Below are 16,676 nucleotides of genomic sequence, written 5' to 3'. Positions count from 1 at the left end.
GGTATGATGGATACAATCCTTAACCTCGGTCTCAACGAGACAGTTGTTAATACAATCGCTGAAAAGTCAAATAACCCAAGATGGGCTTGGGACTGCTACAGAAGATTCATCCAGATGTATTCTGACGTAGTTATGGAAGTTGGTAAGAAGTACTTCGAGGAACTCATCGACAAGATGAAGGAAGAAAAGGGCGTAACTCAGGACGTAGAGCTTGACGCTGACGACCTCAAGAAGCTCGCTGCACAGTTCAAGGCTGAATATAAGGCTAAGATCGGCGTTGACTTCCCTGACGATCCTAAGGAGCAGCTCATGGGCGCTATCAAGGCTGTATTCCGTTCATGGGACAACCCAAGAGCTAACGTTTACAGACGTGATAACGATATCCCATTCTCTTGGGGTACTGCTGTTAACGTACAGTCAATGGCTTTCGGTAACATGGGTGATGACTGCGGTACAGGTGTTGCTTTCACAAGAGACCCTGCTACAGGTGAGAAGAAGCTCATGGGTGAGTTCCTGACTAACGCTCAGGGTGAGGACGTTGTTGCAGGCGTTCGTACTCCTATGCCTATCCAGCAGATGGCTGAAACATTCCCTGAGGCTTTCGCTCAGTTCCAGGAAGTTTGCAAGACTCTCGAAAATCATTACAGAGATATGCAGGATATGGAGTTCACTGTTGAGAACAAGAAGCTCTATATGCTCCAGACAAGAAACGGTAAGAGAACTGCTCAGGCTGCTCTCAAGATCGCTTGTGACCTCGTTGATGAGGGCATGAGAACAGAGCAGGAAGCTGTTGCAATGATCGACCCAAGAAACCTCGATACACTTCTCCACCCACAGTTCGATACTAAGGCTCTCAAGGCTGCTACTCCTATCGGCAAGGGTCTCGGTGCTTCACCAGGAGCTGCTTGCGGTAAGATCGTATTCACAGCTGACGATGCTGTTGAGTGGGCTGCTAAGGGCGAGAAGGTCGTTCTCGTTCGTCTCGAGACATCTCCTGAAGATATCACAGGTATGAAGGCTGCTCAGGGTATCCTTACAGTCCGCGGCGGTATGACATCACACGCTGCTGTTGTTGCTCGTGGTATGGGTGAGTGCTGCGTTTCAGGCTGCGGCGATATCAAGATGGACGAAGCTAACAAGAAGTTCGAGCTCGGCGGCAAGACCTTCAAGGAAGGCGACTATATCTCAATCGACGGTACAACAGGTAACATCTACGACGGCGTTATCGCTACAGTTGACGCTCAGATCGCAGGTGAGTTCGGAAGAATCATGGCTTGGGCTGATAAGTACAGAACTCTCAAGGTTCGTACAAACGCTGATACTCCTGCTGACGCTAAGAAGGCAAGAGAGCTCGGCGCCGAAGGTATCGGTCTCTGCCGTACAGAGCATATGTTCTTTGAGGCTGACAGAATCGCTGCTTTCCGTGAGATGATCTGTGCTGATACAGTTGAGGGCCGTGAGGCTGCTCTTGCTAAGATCGAGCCAATGCAGCAGGCTGACTTTGAGGCTCTTTATGAGGCTCTTGAGGGCTGCCCTGTTACAATCCGTTTCCTCGATCCTCCTCTCCACGAATTCGTTCCTACAGAAGAGGCTGACATCAAGCTTCTCGCTGATTCACAGGGCAAGTCCGTTGAGGATATCAAGAACATCATCGCTTCTCTCCACGAGTTCAACCCAATGATGGGCCACAGAGGATGCCGTCTTGCTGTAACATATCCTGAGATCGCTGCTATGCAGACAAAGGCTGTTATCAAGGCTGCTATCAACGTTAAGAAGAAGCACGCTGACTGGACAGTTAAGCCTGAGATCATGATCCCACTCGTTGGCGATGTTAAGGAGCTCAAGTACGTTAAGAAGGTAGTTGTTGAGACTGCTGACGCTGTTATCAAGGAAGCAGGTTCTGACCTCCAGTACGAAGTTGGTACAATGATCGAGATCCCAAGAGCTGCTCTTACTGCTGATGAGATCGCTAAGAACGCTGACTTCTTCTGCTTCGGTACTAACGACCTTACTCAGATGACATACGGCTTCTCTCGTGACGACGCTGGCAAGTTCCTCGGCGCTTACTACGACAAGAAGATCTTCGAGAACGATCCTTTCGCTAAGCTTGATCAGGCTGGCGTTGGTAAGCTCATGGAAATGGCTATCAAGCTCGGTAAGCCTGTAAATCCTAAGCTCCACTGCGGTATCTGCGGTGAGCACGGCGGTGATCCTACATCTGTTGAGTTCTGCCACAAGATCGGCCTCGACTATGTATCTTGCTCACCTTTCCGTGTTCCAATTGCTCGTCTCGCTGCTGCTCAGGCTGCTATCGCTGATAAGAAGTAATTTAAGTATATATTAAGTATACCTAAAAACGTTTTTAACGTTTATATGTTCATACGGATAAAAGAAGTCCTCACAGTTTCGGCTGTGAGGACTTTTTGTTGACTTGTTACACAAACTCTGATATAATAAAGGGTATCTCTAAATAAAGGAGCTGATACAATGGGTTATATTTTGGAACTTCGAAAAACGCTTGGCAGCAGACCTGTTATCATGGCAGGCGCAGGTGTCATACTTTTAAACGATAAAAACGAGATACTTCTTGGCAGACGCACCGACAACGGATACTGGGACTATCCCGCAGGCTCAATGGAGCTGGGGGAGAGCTTTGAGGAATGTGCCCGCAGGGAGGTACTTGAAGAAACGGGACTTACCTGCGAAAAGCTGGAATACTTAATGGATATATCGGGAGAGGACACCTTTTACGAATACCCCAACGGAGACAAGGTATATCTTGCAGTGATAATATACCTGTGCCGCGATTTTACGGGAGATATGAAGGTGCAGGCGGAAGAAGCTTTTGAACAGAGATTTTTCCCTATAGACCAGCTCCCCGAGAACACACCGCCGCTGAAAATAAAAGCAAGGATATTTGAAAAGGTTAGTGAATACGTAAAAGGTATATAAAGTAAAAAGTCCTCACAACAATGTGAGGACTTTTTATATTACTTCTGATATTTAGCCTTATCCATTTCGCGGATAGCAGCACGGCGAATCTTGCCGCTTCCGACAGTCTTAGGAAGTCCCTCAACGAACTCAACGACTCTTGGATACTTGTAAGGTGCAGTACGCTCCTTTACGTAATCCTTTATCTCTTTAACAAGCTCGTCTGAACCCGTTTTATCCTTTGTAAGGACGATAGTAGCCTTTACTACCTGTCCTCTTATCTCGTCGGGAACGCCTGTGACAGCACATTCAAGCACATATGGGAGCTCCATGAGAACGCTTTCGATCTCGAATGGTCCGATACGGTATCCGGAGGACTTGATAACGTCGTCAACACGTCCGACGTACCAGAAATAGCCGTCCTCGTCTACCCAAGCGGTATCGCCTGTGTGGTAGTAGCCGTCGCGCCATGTTTCGGCGGTATTTTCCTCGTCGCCAAAGTAGCAAAGTGCAAGTCCTGGAACGCCGTAGCCGACAGCGTCAGCATCGGCAAGCTTTATGCATATCTCGCCTGTGTCGCCGACTGCGGCAGGAGTACCGTCGGGGAGAAGCACCTTAACGTCGTACTGCGGATTGGGCTTGCCCATGCTGCCGGGCTTAGGTTCCATGCCCACAACGTTTGCGATAGAAAGGGTGGTCTCTGTCTGACCGAAGCCTTCCATGAGCTTTATGCCTGTTGCTTTGTAGAACTGGTGGAACACCTCGGGGTTGAGGGCTTCGCCTGCGATACAAGCGTATTTCAGTGATGAAAGGTCATACTTTGAGAGGTCCTCCTTGATGAAGAAGCGGTACATAGTCGGAGGTGCGCAGAATGAGGTGATGTTGTACTTCTTGAACATGGGGAGTATATCATCTGCGTGGAAGCGGTCAAAGTCATATACAAATACGGCAGCCTCGCACATCCACTGACCGTAGAGCTTACCCCAGAGAGCCTTGCCCCAGCCTGTATCCGAGATAGTGAAGTGGAGACCGTTAGGATCGGCGTTCTGCCAGTAACGAGCGGTTACATAGTGACCGAGAGGGTACTGATAGCTGTGGAGGACCAGCTTAGGATTGCCTGATGTACCTGAGCTGAAGAAGATGAGCATAGGATCGGTTCCGCAGGGAGTCTCGGCGGTGCGCTCAAAATGAGTGCTGTATGCAGGGAGCTCCGCGTTGAAATCGTGCCAGCCCTCACGCTGACCGTTTACGATGACTTTTGTCCTGATAGTATCCGTAACTGCGCAAGCCTTATCTACCTCGTCTGTGATCTCGCCGTCAGCAGAGCATACGATAGCGGATACATTTGCGGAATTGAAGCGGTACTCAAAATCGTGCTCCTTGAGCATATTTGAAGCAGGGATGACCAGAGCTCCGATACGGTGGAGAGCGATGATAGAGAACCAGAACTGATAGTGGCGCTTGAGCACCAGCATTACGCGGTCACCCTTTTTGATGCCGAGAGATTTGAAGTAATTTGCGGTCTGACATGAGTACTTCTTTATATCCTTGAATGTGAAACGGCGCTCGTTATGGTTTACGTCAACATATATCATAGCTGTCTTGTCGGGACATTTTTCAGCCATTGCGTCAACAATATCATATGCAAAGTTGAACTTATCCTGATTTTCAAAGTGAACTGCGCTGAGTATGCCTTCCTCGTTAGTCTCGCACTGTACGAACTTTTCAGCTACAGGGTGAAGGAGACCTGCCTTGTCTACGTTTGTAAGGTGATGCTCGGCGATATGCTCCTTGTATTCAGACATACCTGTTGTGCCGCGCGGAGGCATAACGAATGCGTATATCTCACAGTCCTCGCCGCCGAGAGCTATTTCATCGTGGGGCATTGAGCTGTCGTAGTAGATACAGTCACCCTCATGGAGTATCTCGGTATGAGAGCCTACTGTCATACGCAGAGTGCCCTTGATAACTATATCCATTTCCTGACCTGCGTGGCTTGCCATATGCATTGGCTGAGAGAGAGCTTCCTCGGAATAGGGGATAACTACATGGAAAGGCTCTACGGTCTTGTTTTTGAACTTAGAGGCAAGACGGTTGTATGCAAAGCCCTTTCTGCGGACGATAGGAACTCCCTCGCCCTTGCGGGTAACAGTATAGCCGCTGAGCTCAGGGCTTGTGCCCTCCATGAGGTCGGTTATCTCGACATTGAAGGTATTTGCACATTTATAGATGAATGTAAAGCTGAAGTCCTGCTCGCCTGATTCCAGCTTTTTGTATTCTTCGACGGAATAATCGGTCTTGGCAGCCATTTCCTCTACGGAGAGACCTAAGTCCTCACGCAGGTGAGAGATACGCTCTGCTACCTCTTTTATTCTGGTTTCTGCATTCTGTAAACTCATCATGTCGCTCATAATTATCTCTCCTTTTTTTAATTTAGAAAATAAAAAAACTCGTCTCAAAGATGATTCTTTGAGACGAGTATCATTACTTGAATACCCGCGGTACCACTCAAATTGTGCCGCTATTGCGTAACACCACTTCAGACTCTATCAAGCCCTATTCATTGACGCAGAATCACGGAAGCGCTTACTGTAACTTTCAGCACTTCGGCTCAGAAGGGATACACAGCATTGCTTATCACCGACTCACACCGACCGTCGGCTCTCTGTAGACATAGGCTATACTCTGCTTGTCTTCCTCACAGCTTATGTTTGGATTATATCACATAAAAAAGCATTTGTCAAGAGGTTTTTGAGAAAAATTTGCAAAGCCGCGGTCAGCAGGCGCTGAAGTCACTGCATTTGCGCAAAAGGTTGACACAAAGAGGTTACTGCGATATAATTGTTTCATAGGAGAATAAAATGAAAGCAATATCTACTGAAACAAGGCGTGTGCTTACTCCTTCGGGAGCTATGGATTACACCCTTGAACGAAAAAAAGTGAAAAATATAAATCTTCGTGTAAAGCATGACGGCTCGGTGTGTGTTTCTGCACCAAAGCGTGTTCCTGTTCGTGAAATAGAGGCATTTATCATCAGCAGGAGCGAATATATACGCAGGGCGGCTGTGTATTTTGCAGAGCACGATGTGAAAAAGACTCCGCCAAGCTACATGGACGGGGAGAGCCTGATGTATCTGGGCAAGCCCCTGCGGCTTACCATTATTGCAGATAGCCGTGAGTACGCCGATATGTGCGGTGATGAGCTGCAAGTCCATGTCAGAGAAGCGGATGATACTCAGCGCGTGAAAAAGCTTGCGGAAGGCTGGTACGACAAGCAATGCCGCGAGGTATTCAGCGAGATAGTCCTTGAGGTGCAGGAAAAATTCCGTAAATACGGCGTTCCGCAGCCTCAGCTGAAGCTGCGCTCCATGACCTCCCGTTGGGGGAGCTGTCATTACACAAAGGGGATAATAACCCTGAACAGGCGGCTCATTGAAGCACCGCGGCACTGCATAGAGCACGTAGTCACACATGAGTTCTGCCATTTTATACACCCCGACCACTCAAAGGACTTCTACGCCCTGTTGGGAGCGGAGTTCCCCCAATGGCGTTCAGCAAAGGCTGAGCTTGAAAAAACAGTTATACTGTGAGGTGATACCATGTACGAGGGCTTTCTGCCTACTACTAAAAAAGAAATGGACGAGCTGGGAATAGAGCAGTTCGATTACATATATATAACAGGTGACGCATACGTTGACCACCCCAGCTTCGGAGCGGCTATCGTTACGAGGCTCATTGAGAGCATGGGCTTTACTATAGGAGTCATTTCCCAGCCCGACTGGCATACTGACAGGGATTTCCGCCGATTTGGTGCGCCTAAGTACGCCTTTCTTGTGACCGCAGGAAATATCGACTCAATGGTGGCTCACTATACAGCGGCTAAGAGAAAGCGCTCAGACGATGCGTACACCGCAGGAGGCGTGGCAGGCAAGCGTCCTGACCGCGCAGTTATCGTGTACTGTCAGAAGCTCCGCGAATACTTCGGCGATGTCCCCATAGCAATAGGCGGTCTGGAGGCTTCGCTCCGCCGCTTTGCTCACTATGACTACTGGGACGACGCAGTGCGCCCCTCTGTACTTGTTGACAGCGGCGCTGACCTGCTGATGTACGGCATGGGCGAGCACCAGATACAGGAGATGTGCACCCGTCTTGCGGCAGGGGAGAGCATACACGATATGCACGATATACGCGGCACCTGCTATCTCACAGAGCCCGTGAACACGCCACTCGGCGCGGCGCAGTGCCCCTCCTTCGAGCAAGTCCGCGACAGCAAGCCCGAGTACGCAAAGGCAGTCAAGATACAGTACGACTGGCAGGACGAGGTCTACGGAAAGACCATAATCCAGCGCCACGGCAAAATGATGCTGGTGCAGCTGCCCCCTGCCTACAGCCTTACTACCGAGGAGCTCGACCACATCTACTCCCTGCCCTACACAAGGGCTATCCACCCCTCCTACGAGGCTCTCGGCGGAGTCCCCGGCATCGAGGAGGTGCGCTTTTCTATCACACATAACCGCGGCTGCTTCGGCTACTGCAATTTCTGCTCTATCGCTCTTCATCAGGGCAGACGTATCACCGTCCGCAGTGTAGAGTCGGTGCTTGCCGAGGCTGAACGCATAACGAAAATGCCCGATTTCAAGGGCTATATCCACGACGTAGGCGGTCCTACGGCGGACTTCCGCCGCCCCTCCTGCGACAAGCAGCTCTCAAAGGGACTGTGCATGGGCAAGAAATGTCTTGCGCCAAAGCCCTGTCCTGCGCTGAAGGTAGACCACACGGAATACCTTGATATGCTGCGAAAGATACGCAAGGTCAATGGCGTCAAGCGAGTGTTTATCCGCTCGGGTATACGCTACGACTACCTCATCGAGGACAAGGACGACGAGTTCATGAAGGAGCTCATAATGCACCATGTCAGCGGTCAGCTGAAAGTCGCTCCCGAGCACTGTTCGGCGGTAGTTCTCGACAAAATGGGAAAGCCTCACATCGAAGCCTACAAGCGCTTTCAGAAGCGCTTTTACGAGGTGACAAAGAGCATGGGCAAGGAACAGTATCTTGTGCCCTATCTCATGTCCTCACACCCGGGAAGCACTCTTAATGAGGCTATAGACCTTGCGCTGTTCCTGAAAGAGAACAAAATACGTCCCGAGCAGGTACAGGACTTCTATCCTACTCCCGGTACTATATCCACGGCGATGTTTTACACTGAGCTTGATCCATACACTATGGAAAAGGTCTATGTGCCGAAAACGCCAAAGGAAAAGGCTATGCAGCGAGCTCTGCTGCAATACTTCCGACCACAGAACAAGGAGATAGTCCTTGAGGCTCTCAAGGCCGCAGGGCGCCGCGACCTTATCGGCACCTCTCCGAAATGCCTTGTGGCGGACGATAACCGCGGACAGGGCGGTACTCCCCGAAAAGGCGGTGACAAGTCGTGGCAAAATACTTCAAAGACACGGAAAGCTTCGTCAAGGCAGCAGGAGAGAGGTACAGGCTCAGCTCGCAGCAAAAACAATACCTCCGCGAATTGGCAGAAAAACGGGAAAAAGAACGGGAACGGCGGAAAAAGAAAGCACTGAACCTGCTATGGCTGCTGATAACAGCGGCTGTACTGGTATTTCTTGGCTGGCGGTATTTCCGCAAGCCTGTCCATACATTTCCCAATGAGGACAAGCTGGTCATGCACTTTATCGACGTGGGGCAGGGCGACTGCACCTTTATTGCAGCAAATGGCGTGACTATGCTGGTGGACTGCGGCGAAAACGAGGTCTCGGAGCAGGTCACAGACTACCTTCGGGGACTTGGTGTGGGACGGCTGGACTACATCATCGCAACGCACCCGCATTCCGACCATATGGGCGGTATGTACCGTATTATCGACGTTTTTGACGTCGGAGAGGTGCTTATCCCACATATTCCCGATGAGCAGATACCTACCGCCGTATTCTATGAGCGCTTTCTGGAAAGCTGCGCCGCTAAGAATGTCCCCATTGAAGAAGTACACGTTGGACAGGTGCTTGAGATAGGCAGTGCAAGGGCTGAGATAATTGCTCCCGACGGCAGTGTTTATGAGAATATCAACAACTATTCCGTATCGTTCATGCTCACTCACGGCAGGAACAAATGCCTGTTCACAGGGGACGCTGAGGCGGAGTCCGAAGCGGCTATGATACAGGTCGGCAGACTGAGTAAGGTCATGCTCTACAAGGCAGGACACCACGGCAGCTCACATTCCTCCACCGAGGAGCTGATAGATATTATCCGTCCGCAGACAGCCGTTATTTCCTGCGGCAGTGAAAATCCTTACGGACACCCTGCTGACAGCACCGTGAAAAGGCTGGAAAGATATGCAGATGTGGTCTGTCGGACAGATGTAAACGGCACTGTTATTGTGGAATCCAACGGCGCGAATATAAATATAACCTGTGAAAGGGCGAAATAATGACTATAATCGACAGATTTGAGGGAGAATACGCCGTTCTCGAAACAGACAGCGGTATGAAAACAGTCCCCCGTGATATGCTCCCCGACGGAGCCTGCGAGGGGGACGTGCTGGAAGTGACAGACGGCGCTTATACCATAAATAAAAAGGCTGCGGAGAAACGCCGCAGGGAGATACGCGAAAAGCTCAGGAAATTACAGCATAACAAGGAGAATTGATATGGCGATGCGCAGTATGATATTCAGAAAAATGTGCGAGGAGAGCGACGCCAAGCGCGACGAGGGACTGACTACTCCGCCCGAGATAGAGCGCTTTGATGATATAAAATACGGCTCGGATAAGCAGTGGCAGGTGCTGGACGTATACCGTCCTAAGGCGCTGAGCGGAAAGCTGCCTGTGATAGTCAGCTTCCACGGCGGCGGCTGGGTCTACGGCGACAAAAATGTCTATCAGTTTTACTGTATGGAGCTTGCAAGGCGCGGCTTCGCAGTAGTGAACTACTCCTACAGGATAGCTCCCGAATACCGCTTCCCTGCGCCCTTTGAGGACACTAACATGGTCTTTGGGTGGATACTGAAAAATGCAGAGCAGTATGGTTTTGACCTTGATAACCTCTTTGCTGTGGGAGACTCCGCAGGTGCTATGGGCATCGCGCTTTATGCCTGTATCTGTACGGATAAGGAGTACGCCAAGATGTACAGCTTTACTGTGCCCGAGGGCTTGAAATTCAAGGGGCTTGCGCTCAACTGCGGCATATATCAGACAAAGGATGCAGGTATCATCAAGATGCTGAAGGATTTTCTTGAGAAGAAGGACTATCCTGCTATCCTTGAAAAGCTCAGCGTTGTCAGTCTTGTGAACGGGAGCTTTCCGCCCTGTTATATCATGACCTCCAACGAGGATTTCCTCCGCGAGGAACCAAAGGCACTTATGGAGAGCCTTGACAAGGTAGGGGTGAAGTACAGATACAAGCTCTACGGCGACGAGGAGCACCCGCTGGGGCACGTTTTTCACTGTAATGTAAAGTCTGAGTTTGCCGCACAGGCTAATGATGACGAGTGCAGCTTCTTCAAGGAGCTTATGGGTATAAAGTGATGAATATGCATAAAAAAGAAGCCTGAACACTCAGGCTTCTTTTTGTTATATTCAGTTTAACTTGAAATATACGTTTCTGTACCAGTCAACTGTCTCAGCAAGTCCCATATCTACAGAATACTCAGCCTTCCAGCCGATACGCTCATATGCCTTGGTGGCATCTAACTGCTGGATAAGTATCTCAGAGACCTCGCTCTGCTGTACGATAGAAGGGATATTCTCGCAGTTCATAACAGCCTTTATCTTGTTGACAACTGTTTCGATGTCAGTAGCGATACCTGTACCGAAGTTGAATGCATTTCCTACAACGCCTTCCTTTTCGATGTTGTAGAGCATATACATATAAGCATTGACAATATCCTTGATATAGAGGAAATCTCTCTTGAATACGCCGTTTGCAGGGTGTCTGATAACAGGAGACTCACCGTTTTCCAGCTTCTGGATAGTACCGGGGATAAGTCTGTTGAAGTTGTTGTCTCCGGGACCGTAGATATTGCCGAATCTTCCGACTGCAACAGGGAGCTTGTAGCTGTGGTAGAAGCTTCTTGCAAGCATATCCTGACAAACCTTTGATACATCGTAAGGATTGCTGCCCTGAAGTATCATGCTCTCGTTGTATGGAAGCACATCGCTGTCGCCGTATACCTTATCGCTTGAAGCCACGAGAACAGCCTTGACTGTATCTGTATGAAGTCTTGCAGCGTCTAAGATGTTGTATGTACCTACGATATTTACCTGGAAAGTCACCTTTGGCATTTTGTAAGCTAAGTCCTGAAGGGCAACTGCGGCAAGGTGGAAGATGAATTCTATCTTCTGCTCAACGAGTATCTGCTCTATGAGAGCACCGTTGCTGATATCGCCGTAGTATACGTTTACCTTTTTGTCCAGACCGCATATGCTGAAATAGCTTGTGCAGTCGCATCTTTCGATGAGAACGGTCACATTTGCGCCGAGTTCGATAAGGTGCTTTGTGATGTGCGCTCCTACAAATCCAGTAGCACCCGTAATAAACACGCGCTTGTTTTTCATGTCTTTGCTATTCATTTCTTCTCTATCCTCTCTCTTTTGACCTTTTGGCCATTTTCTCTATACCATAGCACGATTTTTTGGTCAACAATTCACCTATATACCGCACTTTGGAGAAACACTGAAACAATGAGTAGTATAGCATATCAGGCAAAATTTGTCAAGTATTAATTGTTTTAAGAACTTGCGCAAAAAACTGTTAATTATCATCGAAATCTGGCGCAAATCATTGAACCATCAGCACCTGAAAATTATATAGGGACAGGTCGGAAAAAGATATTGATTTTCATGTGGAAGTGTGTTATAATCTTAATCAGCGCGTCTGCGCAGGGGGGATAAATGACGAACAGAAATTTGTTTCCCCCGAAGCATATAAACCCATAGACAAACATAACGGAGGAAAAGAAAACATGAGCGAGATCAAGCCAAAAAAAATTGCCGTTTTAAACGGCATCTTACACGGTCACTTTACAGGAAGCGTTGAGGTCGTAAGAGAATTAGCCGCATTAGGACATGATGTGACTTGTTTTGTTACAGACGAATTTGCGCCAAGATTAGACGAAGTTCCCGTAAAAAAAGTAGTTTATTCAGCTGATGTAAGTGAAATTGCAAAAAGATTACCTCCAAATGTTCCATCATTCGCTATAAATTCATTCATGGTCGGAAAGGCAACAGATGTTGTCATGACACTGCTCATGAATGATAAGACAGAGTACGATTACTATATCATCGACGCATTTTTTGACATTGAAGAAATGAACAAGGTCTTAAAGATCGATCCGGCTAAGTTTGTAATGATCTATCCTTCATTTATCCTTACTGACGAGAATCAGTTCGATAATGCAAGACTGATAGGCTTACAGGCAACAAATGCAAAATACAATATCAGCCTTCGTGATTTTGTTGGCCTCATATTCACTCCCAACAATTTCAAGAAGATACTTCTGACTTCCAAGTATTTCCATTTAAGACCTGAGGATACAGACGACAAGTGCTACTTCCTCGGACCACACATCGAGCAGAGAGTTGTTGACGAGAGCTTTGACTTCAAGAAGGACGAGAACAAGAAGCTCCTCTTTATCTCACTGGGAACGATTTTCGGCAAGGACCTTGAATTCTATCACCGCTGTATCGAAGCCTTCAAGGATTCTGACGAGTATCAGGTGATCATGTCTGTAGGAAAGTTTGTAAATATCGAGGAGACCTTCAAGGAGATCCCTGATAACTTCACTATCTACAACTATGTACCTCAGACTCAGCTTTTACCGCAGGTAGATGTGTTCATCACCCATGCAGGCTTCAACTCGACCTCAGAAGGTCTGGCAAGCGGTGCTGCACTGGTGCTTGTACCACAGGCAGTTGACCAGTTTGACGTTGCAAAGGTAGTTGCAGGACTTAACGCAGGTATCGCTCTCAACAAGCACGAGATCGACATTACACCTGAGATCATCAAGAAGGCTGTAGATGACGCTTACGCAAACAGAGAGAGCTTCAAGGCAGGCACAGATAAGATTATCGCTTCATTCAACGAAGCAAGAAGCAACAGAACAGCACTTTACGCTGAGATATTTGCTTGATTTAAAGATAATAGCCGACAGGGAAGAACCTGTCGGCTTTTTTATAGTCTTGATTCGATAGCTAAAACGATGTCGCTCATTTTTACGCCGAGGGCGTTTGCGATACGGTACAGCGTTTCGAGGGTAGGCTTGCGCTCGCCGCGCTCAATGGCGCTGAGGTGAGTCCGCCCGATATCGGCAAGTCCGCTGATGACCTCCTGAGATATGCCCTTTTTCTTGCGGAACTCCGCGATGACCTCGCCTACTGTCTTTGAGTCAAGTGTTGGTATATACATATTATCACCTCATGATAATATGATATACGAATTTTTTGTAAATATTGAACACATATGTTGACATCATGAATACATATGTGTTATAATAATGACATAAAACAGGCTCGATAGGAGGAATGATTTATGTTTTGTAAATTCTGCGGCAAAGAGATTTCGGACGATGCTAATTTCTGTCCGTCTTGTGGCAAAACGCTTAATGATGGTGTATCTATACCAAATGAGCGAAACAATAATATATCTAATACGCAAATTCAACAGCCAAAATCTAATAGTCAGGGAATGGCAACAGCGTCTTTAATCCTTGGAATAGCCTCTATTATTTTATTCTTTGCTTTTTATTTTTCTATTCCGTGTGCACTATTAGCGAAATATTTAGGAAATAATGTCATTCATCAAAAGCTTGGCGGAAAAGAGAACGCTAAATTAGGAATAAAATTAGGTAATCTCTCTTTAAAAATAAGTTTGGCGATAGCTGTTATTTATCTAATAATAATTGTAGCATTGCTTGTATCACACAGGCATACATATTTTTAAACGGGGCGATGTAGGCATCGCCCCCTACACATTTGCAGCGATATAGCACGGGCGAGCGGAACTCGCCCCTACAAAAAGGCGAACCGCTTGGTTCGCCTTTAATTATGCATTATGCATTATGAATTATGCATTAAAAATCCCGCCACGAAAAAAGACTGCCATTGGCAGCCTTTTTAATATAATAGGTATAGAACAAGATTGCAAAAGAATAACGACCTTCATTGACACCCTCTCAAAAAGCCAATCAAGGTCGCTATTGAGTGACGCCTGCGCACCCTCTATACGCAGTTGTCGTTACGGCAGCACATATTCCGAAGTGCCATATATCTTCTTGCTTTAATATCATGCTTGTTTTGTCGTTTCAAGCGATGTGCGAACTGCTTTAGGCGATTAAACATATTATAGGCATTAATGTTTAATAGCAGTTGAAGTAAGTCCGATGTATGCTGGATCGAAGTGGTGAGACCGTAGATCCGGCGGAGTTTGGTACCGGATCAAGCAAAAGAAAGATATACTTGCCGATTTTGTTACAGGACACATAAAAATCTGTTGAAATTATGTGGCGGTAGAGAAGCCGATTTTTCGGCGGTTATCCTCTACCAACAATTGTATTATAAAACATGACGGCGCTAAGTTCAATTGATTATATTGCTCAAAATTAGGACTATATTGCTAAATTTAGTATTATATTTTATATTAAGCAATTATGAACTAAATTACTGATTTTAATAAATCGGTTTTTTGTCATAAAAATAAAAAAATAAGGCTGATTTTTGTGCGGAACAAAAACCGTATCGACAAATCTACGTAGATACGTTGATTCGGGCTTCGACAAAAAATTCAGCACAAATACAACATCTTTTAACGAGGGTGACGATTTGCGCTGTGAACTGACCGAACTTGCTATGGTTAAAAATAATAAAAAACTCTCCGGTGAAAAATCCAAAGAGTTTTTTGAATAATTTTGATATTTTTTTATTTTTTAATCAAGTCTGACCTGTCCGTGTAATAAAAAAAGCTCCGAGTACAAACTCGGAGCCTGTGTTTTACAGTACACCTTGTGAGGCATCTTTGATCCTGTTGCGGTAGTATTCCTCCTGCCATGAAAAATCAAAATCCTTGAACAGCTTCAGACAGCCGTTGGCGTTTGCGAGAGCGCCCTCAAGGCCTTCGATGTCATCAGCTCTTGCGAAGATATAGACTGCGGTTATCATAATTTCAAGAAGCATGGAATCGTTTCTGCCCTGCGGCTTATAGCCGAAATTCAGAAGCCTGAGCGCATCGCGGTAATGCTTGGCGGCACAGTCTGACAGTGCGAGGGATATATATAGCTTTGCCTGACGCTTCAGGCAGGCTTTTTCACAGTATTTCTGCAAAAAGCTGATGTTCAGAGTGCGGAATTCCTCAGCGTCACGCCAGTTCCCGATCTTGCTTATGGTGCTGAGCATTTCGGTGCAGTAACCGAATTTTTCGTCACCGCTGAGCTTTTTATCTATAAGCTTTTCGAGGTAAAAATATGCTGTCTTATTATCGTATATCCTATCGTAAAGAGATGCTATCTGGATCAGGTCAAAGCTGGTGGGTTTCTTGGCGTTATCGATGAAGGCATCGGCGTAAGCCTCACACAGCTCCTTAGAGTAGCCCTTATCAACGAAGAGGCTGTAAACTTCCGCGTATTTTTTCATCTCAGCAGCGTGAGATGTGAGCAATGGAAAGCCTGCCTTTTTTCGTTCTATAGGTGATAACATATCTTTGCCCCCTCTCGTCTAATATGTGACAGCTGACTGCAAAACTCAGAATACGGTGACATCTGGTTTTCTGCTTTTGCAATTGCTTATATTATATGAACTCATATATTTTCAATATAAAGAGTAAAAACAGTAAATTATTTTCACCCATCTGTGTATTCAATCATAACACAAATTTATAGGTTAGTCAACGCCTGCTGGCAATTTATAAGCAAAACTGTTGATATGCACAAAAATATCTATGATTTTTTTCCTAATTAATTGGTTAAACTTATAATTCCTTTAAGCTTATTTCAATATTTTGTGGTATAATATAGGTAAAGTGGAGTGGTGTCCGCTGTTACAGATATGGCATACAAGGGGGTATACATATGAGACTTCTCGTTGTAGAAGACGAGATACAGCTCGCCGATGCTTTGTCGGAGATACTTAAAAGAAATATGTACAACGTCGATACCGTTTATGACGGAGTTGACGGACTTGATAACGCTCTTACGGGAGTTTACGACTGCATCATACTTGATATAATGCTTCCCGGCATGAACGGTATGGAGGTGCTGAGGAATCTCCGCCGCGAGCATATACATACGCCGGTTCTCCTGCTCACCGCACGAAGCGAGATCGAGGACAAGATCAACGGTCTTGACTGCGGCGCAGACGACTACCTTACAAAGCCCTTCGTTACCGGTGAGCTTCTTGCAAGAGTAAGAGCACTCACCAGAAGAAAGGGCGAGATAGTTGACGAAAACAGATTGGATTACAACGGACTTGAGCTTAACAAGAGCACCTGCTCGGTAATGTGGAAGGGCAATGATGTTAAGCTTTCGCTGAAGGAGTATCAGATAATGGAGCTCCTTATATCAAATCCCCACCAGATACTTCCGAAGGAGCGCATAATCGAGAAGATATGGGGCTATGAGAGCGATGTTGAGTACAATAATATCGAGGTATATATATCGTTCCTCAGAAAAAAGCTCTCTGTAATATCCGCTCCTGTTCAGATCAAGACCGCAAGAGGCATAGGCTATTCTCTTGAATGATAAAGGAG

The 16,676-nt window shown here is 46.8% G+C and carries 14 protein-coding genes and 1 other annotated feature; of the genes, 10 read left to right on the top strand and 4 right to left on the bottom strand.

The window, feature by feature from the left end; all coding sequences use genetic code 11:
• Positions 1 to 2,328 (top strand): pyruvate, phosphate dikinase (ppdK, locus tag K5677_RS00540; RefSeq protein ID WP_296723468.1); only part of this gene is annotated, 2,328 nt, incomplete at its 5' end.
• Positions 2,329 to 2,487: 159 nt separating this feature from the next.
• On the top strand, positions 2,488 to 2,952 hold the full coding sequence (locus K5677_RS00535) for an NUDIX hydrolase (RefSeq protein WP_296723466.1): 465 nt from the start codon (positions 2,488 to 2,490) through the stop codon (positions 2,950 to 2,952).
• Positions 2,953 to 2,990: 38 nt separating this feature from the next.
• On the opposite strand, the gene K5677_RS00530 is transcribed toward K5677_RS00535, so the two are convergent.
• On the bottom strand, positions 2,991 to 5,342 hold the full coding sequence (locus tag K5677_RS00530) for an AMP-binding protein (protein ID WP_296723465.1): 2,352 nt from the start codon (positions 5,340 to 5,342) through the stop codon (positions 2,991 to 2,993).
• 56 nt (positions 5,343 to 5,398) lie between these two features.
• Positions 5,399 to 5,642 (bottom strand) — a binding site (T-box leader).
• A 150-nt stretch (positions 5,643 to 5,792) separates the two neighbouring features.
• Between K5677_RS00530 and K5677_RS00525 the strand changes: the two genes are divergently transcribed.
• From K5677_RS00525 to K5677_RS00505, 5 genes are read left to right on the top strand one after another with little or no spacing between them, the layout of a single operon-like run.
• Positions 5,793 to 6,521 (top strand): SprT family zinc-dependent metalloprotease, encoded by a 729-nt coding sequence (locus tag K5677_RS00525; protein WP_296723464.1) that lies wholly within the window; start codon positions 5,793 to 5,795, stop codon positions 6,519 to 6,521.
• Positions 6,522 to 6,530: 9 nt separating this feature from the next.
• Positions 6,531 to 8,510 carry a YgiQ family radical SAM protein gene (locus K5677_RS00520; protein ID WP_296723462.1) on the top strand — a complete coding sequence of 660 codons (1,980 nt, stop codon included), beginning with the start codon at positions 6,531 to 6,533 and terminating at the stop codon, positions 8,508 to 8,510.
• Entirely contained in the window at positions 8,459 to 9,373 is a 915-nt protein-coding gene (locus K5677_RS00515) for a ComEC/Rec2 family competence protein (protein WP_296723459.1), read from the top strand. Before K5677_RS00520 ends, K5677_RS00515 begins: the two co-directional genes overlap by 52 nt.
• Positions 9,373 to 9,591: a DUF3006 domain-containing protein gene (locus tag K5677_RS00510; RefSeq protein ID WP_296723456.1), complete on the top strand. Its 219-nt coding sequence runs from the start codon at positions 9,373 to 9,375 to the stop codon at positions 9,589 to 9,591. The genes K5677_RS00515 and K5677_RS00510 overlap by 1 nt, the downstream gene beginning before the upstream one ends.
• Position 9,592: 1 nt before the next feature.
• Positions 9,593 to 10,468, top strand: a complete 876-nt coding sequence (locus K5677_RS00505) for an alpha/beta hydrolase (protein ID WP_296723452.1) — start codon at positions 9,593 to 9,595, stop codon at positions 10,466 to 10,468.
• Positions 10,469 to 10,519: 51 nt separating this feature from the next.
• Here K5677_RS00505 and K5677_RS00500 read toward each other — a convergent pair whose 3' ends face one another.
• Positions 10,520 to 11,512: a GDP-mannose 4,6-dehydratase gene (locus K5677_RS00500; protein ID WP_296723450.1), complete on the bottom strand. Its 993-nt coding sequence runs from the start codon at positions 11,510 to 11,512 to the stop codon at positions 10,520 to 10,522.
• Positions 11,513 to 11,904: 392 nt separating this feature from the next.
• Here K5677_RS00500 and K5677_RS00495 point away from each other — a divergent pair, with 392 nt between their 5' ends.
• Positions 11,905 to 13,071, top strand: coding sequence for a nucleotide disphospho-sugar-binding domain-containing protein (locus K5677_RS00495; RefSeq protein ID WP_296723447.1), 1,167 nt, complete (start codon positions 11,905 to 11,907; stop codon positions 13,069 to 13,071).
• Between the two features lie 41 nt (positions 13,072 to 13,112).
• On the opposite strand, the gene K5677_RS00490 is transcribed toward K5677_RS00495, so the two are convergent.
• Positions 13,113 to 13,346 (bottom strand): helix-turn-helix transcriptional regulator, encoded by a 234-nt coding sequence (locus K5677_RS00490; RefSeq protein WP_164174035.1) that lies wholly within the window; start codon positions 13,344 to 13,346, stop codon positions 13,113 to 13,115.
• A gap of 123 nt (positions 13,347 to 13,469) precedes the next feature.
• On the opposite strand from K5677_RS00490, the gene K5677_RS00485 reads away from it, so the two are divergent.
• Entirely contained in the window at positions 13,470 to 13,880 is a 411-nt protein-coding gene (locus tag K5677_RS00485) for a zinc-ribbon domain-containing protein (RefSeq protein ID WP_296723444.1), read from the top strand.
• 1,046 nt (positions 13,881 to 14,926) lie between these two features.
• Here K5677_RS00485 and K5677_RS00480 read toward each other — a convergent pair.
• Positions 14,927 to 15,628 (bottom strand): hypothetical protein, encoded by a 702-nt coding sequence (locus tag K5677_RS00480; protein WP_296723441.1) that lies wholly within the window; start codon positions 15,626 to 15,628, stop codon positions 14,927 to 14,929.
• 371 nt (positions 15,629 to 15,999) lie between these two features.
• Between K5677_RS00480 and K5677_RS00475 the strand changes: the two genes are divergently transcribed.
• A complete protein-coding gene (locus tag K5677_RS00475; protein WP_296723439.1) occupies positions 16,000 to 16,668 on the top strand; it encodes a response regulator transcription factor in 669 nt (222 codons plus the stop codon).
• Positions 16,669 to 16,676 lie beyond the last annotated feature (8 nt).

The organism is Ruminococcus sp. (genome assembly GCF_024684275.1).
The sequence above is the reverse complement of the archived record's forward strand: the minus strand, read 5'-3'. Positions and strand labels throughout refer to the sequence as shown.

Bases quoted from the DNA above. Each gene is read 5' to 3' on its own strand.
- K5677_RS00490 (WP_164174035.1), bottom strand. From the start codon at position 13,346: ATGTATATACCAACACTTGACTCAAAGACAGTAGGCGAGGTCATCGCG.
- K5677_RS00535 (WP_296723466.1), top strand. From the start codon at position 2,488: ATGGGTTATATTTTGGAACTTCGAAAAACGCTTGGCAGCAGACCTGTT.
- K5677_RS00475 (WP_296723439.1), top strand. From the start codon at position 16,000: ATGAGACTTCTCGTTGTAGAAGACGAGATACAGCTCGCCGATGCTTTG.
- K5677_RS00510 (WP_296723456.1), top strand. From the start codon at position 9,373: ATGACTATAATCGACAGATTTGAGGGAGAATACGCCGTTCTCGAAACA.
- K5677_RS00485 (WP_296723444.1), top strand. From the start codon at position 13,470: ATGTTTTGTAAATTCTGCGGCAAAGAGATTTCGGACGATGCTAATTTC.
- K5677_RS00505 (WP_296723452.1), top strand. From the start codon at position 9,593: ATGGCGATGCGCAGTATGATATTCAGAAAAATGTGCGAGGAGAGCGAC.
- K5677_RS00500 (WP_296723450.1), bottom strand. From the start codon at position 11,512: ATGAATAGCAAAGACATGAAAAACAAGCGCGTGTTTATTACGGGTGCT.
- K5677_RS00520 (WP_296723462.1), top strand. From the start codon at position 6,531: ATGTACGAGGGCTTTCTGCCTACTACTAAAAAAGAAATGGACGAGCTG.
- K5677_RS00495 (WP_296723447.1), top strand. From the start codon at position 11,905: ATGAGCGAGATCAAGCCAAAAAAAATTGCCGTTTTAAACGGCATCTTA.
- K5677_RS00480 (WP_296723441.1), bottom strand. From the start codon at position 15,628: ATGTTATCACCTATAGAACGAAAAAAGGCAGGCTTTCCATTGCTCACA.
- K5677_RS00525 (WP_296723464.1), top strand. From the start codon at position 5,793: ATGAAAGCAATATCTACTGAAACAAGGCGTGTGCTTACTCCTTCGGGA.
- K5677_RS00530 (WP_296723465.1), bottom strand. From the start codon at position 5,342: ATGAGCGACATGATGAGTTTACAGAATGCAGAAACCAGAATAAAAGAG.